Source organism: uncultured Novosphingobium sp. (genome assembly GCF_964277725.1).
GTDB lineage: Bacteria > Pseudomonadota > Alphaproteobacteria > Sphingomonadales > Sphingomonadaceae > Novosphingobium > Novosphingobium fluoreni.
This window is the reverse complement of the sequence record NZ_CAXYKL010000198.1, coordinates 1-2,608: the sequence shown is the minus strand read 5'-3', so window position 1 is coordinate 2,608 and position 2,608 is coordinate 1. Positions and strand designations below refer to the sequence as shown.

At 62.3% G+C, this 2,608-nt stretch carries 4 protein-coding genes; 1 reads left to right on the top strand and 3 read right to left on the bottom strand.

Annotation, left to right across the window (positions count from 1 at the left end; genetic code table 11):
• Positions 1-150: 150 nt before the first annotated feature.
• The 3 genes from ACHWRX_RS11265 to ACHWRX_RS11255 form a co-directional block, all read right to left on the bottom strand.
• Positions 151-600, bottom strand: a complete 450-nt coding sequence (locus ACHWRX_RS11265) for a DUF983 domain-containing protein (RefSeq protein WP_394659280.1) — start codon at positions 598-600, stop codon at positions 151-153.
• Between the two features lie 127 nt (positions 601-727).
• Positions 728-1,387: a hypothetical protein gene (locus ACHWRX_RS11260; protein WP_394659279.1), complete on the bottom strand. Its 660-nt coding sequence runs from the start codon at positions 1,385-1,387 to the stop codon at positions 728-730.
• Between the two features lie 54 nt (positions 1,388-1,441).
• Complete coding sequence (locus ACHWRX_RS11255) at positions 1,442-1,627, bottom strand: hypothetical protein (RefSeq protein WP_058737891.1); 186 nt, start codon at positions 1,625-1,627, stop codon at positions 1,442-1,444.
• A 254-nt stretch (positions 1,628-1,881) separates the two neighbouring features.
• Between ACHWRX_RS11255 and ACHWRX_RS11250 the strand changes: the two genes are divergently transcribed.
• Positions 1,882-2,608, top strand: a 727-nt coding sequence (locus ACHWRX_RS11250) for a TonB-dependent receptor plug domain-containing protein (protein ID WP_394659278.1), incomplete at its 3' end; no start/stop codon positions are given.

Below are 2,608 nucleotides of genomic sequence, written 5' to 3'. Positions count from 1 at the left end.
CCCACCGCGAGATGGCCGAGGCAGCAGCCGTGGCAACTCTGCCGCGTGCCGATGTCGTGTCGATGGCTCAGGCGAAGCTGGACAGGAAACTCCTGGCCTATTTGCCCGGCCCGATGATCGAGAAGCGTGCGACCGCTTGAGGAGGCGAATTCAGCGCGGATCGCGGGGTTCCTGGTCCAGCCAGTTGCCTTTGCCTCCGCGTAACTGGTTCCATAGCTTGTCCGTACCGGCCTCCTGCGCCTTGTTGACGAATTGAGAGGCGACGAGCCATCCCTTCAAGGGCCGCAGCGGCAGAATGCATCCGAAACCTAGCAGCGGAAACGATGTGATCAGGTGCACCCAGAAGGGTGGCTCATACCTGACTTGCAGCCACACCACGAAAAAGATCAGCGGAAACGCGATGATGCATAGCGAGAAAAACGCCGGGCCATCGTCGGGCGCGGCGAAGCTGTAATTCAGGCCACAAGTCGGACACTGATCGTTCAATTTCAACCACTTGCGAAACATCGCGCCTTTGCCGCAGCGCGGACACAGGCCGCGCCAGCCGCAATGGAAAATCCATCGGGCGGCGGCATATTTGTCGGCTTTGTCTTCGGGCATGGCCGAACGCGTCCTTGTCATGGTCGGGCATGGGCACGCCCGTCATTGGCATCTCTGCCGGGTATGTTCACAAGTCAACATAAGCCGAGGAGGTGGGACAATATGTCCCACGCGCCTCATCCCATCGTTATTTGGCCTTCGCGGGTGGCAATAGAGCGCGCCAGCGAGCGTCCAGCTTAACCTGCGCGTTCGCCTTGGAGACACGCTGCGCCAGTGAAATCCCGCGCAACGTCACCGAATGTCCGGCGAGCCAGCGTCCGGCCACACTATAGCCGATGTCGTAGATCGCGCGATCTTCATGCGCCTCACCATCGACGATGAAGCGTGTGGTGATCATGACGGGCAGGCGCTCGTCGCTCCTGCTGTCGTCCGGCAGGCCCGCCTTTTCGCGCGCTTTCTTCAGCGCGTCCTGAAACCAGCCGGCCTCGATCCTGGGCTCGCCCGTGGTGGTTGCCGGGGAGACGGCCAGATCGGATGGGAAGGCGATCGTCCGGCTTTGGACGGACTGTTCATCCGAAACGGCCTTCAACGTCAGCCGATCGTCCCGCGCCTCCGCCACGGACAGGACCAGGGTTGCCGCGCGGGAAGAGGCACGGCGGGATTGTGCGGCTTCGCTCGCCTCGGTTTCCCGGCGCTCGCTCCAGTTGTTCCACAAGGTCAGCGCGGAAATGACGACGGCGATCACGGTCAGCACTTCGGCCAAGGTGATCCAGCGCCGCCGGACGGCAGCGGCTTCTTTCGCGGTTTCGGCTTTTTCCGGCGGGGTAGGGGATGGGGTATCATTCACGCGGACGGTTCAATCCTGTTGCCCGCGTCGCGTCAACCCGCGCGGGCGCGCCGCTTACCGTTCGGGCGCCGGCTTTTCCTTGAAGGCCAATTCCTCGAAAGGCGGGGCGAAACCTAGGAGGCGATACATATCCCGCTCCAGGTAAGGCGCGGCATCGCCTGCCCGCATATCCACGCGCGCGCATTCGCCGATCCCGGGCACGACGGTTCGGTAGAGGCCCCTGCGAATGGAAGTCGTCATATTCTCGCGCCAACCCGTATTATGGGAGCGCCTCTGCCCAGCGTTGGACAGAAGGGCAAGGGTTCTGCGCGCACTGTCATAAAAGCAGCATATACACCAAGGCCGGCGCGCCTGCATCGTATTTTACCGGACCGCCGTTTCGGTGATGCAACGCGCTGTCACGGAAGCGGCATCAATCCGCAATATCTTTGCCATCTCCCGTCTCTAACCGCCGCTTCGCACTGCCAGCAGGCACGCGTTCAGCGGGGGAAATAATGTCGCATTCTCAAAAACTAAGCCGTATCGCACACGCAGCATTGCTGTTGAGCGCTACGTCCGTCCTGGGCCTGAGCGTACCGGCCTTCGCACAGGATACGGCTGAGCCGGCCGATGCCACTACGGGTGATGACGTCGCGGGCCAGATCATCGTCACCGGCAATCGCTCACGATCGACCACCACGATCGCGGCGGACGAGATCCAGAAGATCCTCCCTGGCATCAGCCCGCTTAAGGCCATCCAGACGCTGCCTGGCGTTGCCTATATCACCGCCGACCCCTGGGGTAACAACGAGCAGAACGCCTCGCTCTTCATCCACGGCTTCAGCGCAGGGCAGCTGGGCTACACGCTGGACGGCGTGCCGCTGGGCGATCAGAACTACGGCAATTATAACGGCCTTTCGCCATCGCGCGCGGTAATTTCCGAAAACGTCGGGCGCGTGAGCGTCAGCACCGGCGCGGGCGAGTTGCGGGTCGCTTCCACCAGCAACCTGGGCGGCGCGGTGGAGACTTTCTCCAGCGATCCGCGCGCGAAGCTGGGCCTCGAAGTTAACCAGACGCTGGGCAGTTATGATGCCTCGCGCACCTTCGTGCGCTTTGACAGCGGCGACATGGGCAAAGGCACAAGCTTTTACCTTTCGGCAGTGCGCCAGAAGGCCCGGGCTTGGGACTTCAACGGCAAGCAGGGCGGCTGGCAAGGCAACTTCAAGCTGGTCCACGATGACA

Coding starts and splice junctions, on each gene's coding strand:
- ACHWRX_RS11265 (WP_394659280.1), bottom strand. CDS start 600: ATGCCCGAAGACAAAGCCGACAAATATGCCGCCGCCCGATGGATTTTC.
- ACHWRX_RS11255 (WP_058737891.1), bottom strand. CDS start 1,627: ATGACGACTTCCATTCGCAGGGGCCTCTACCGAACCGTCGTGCCCGGG.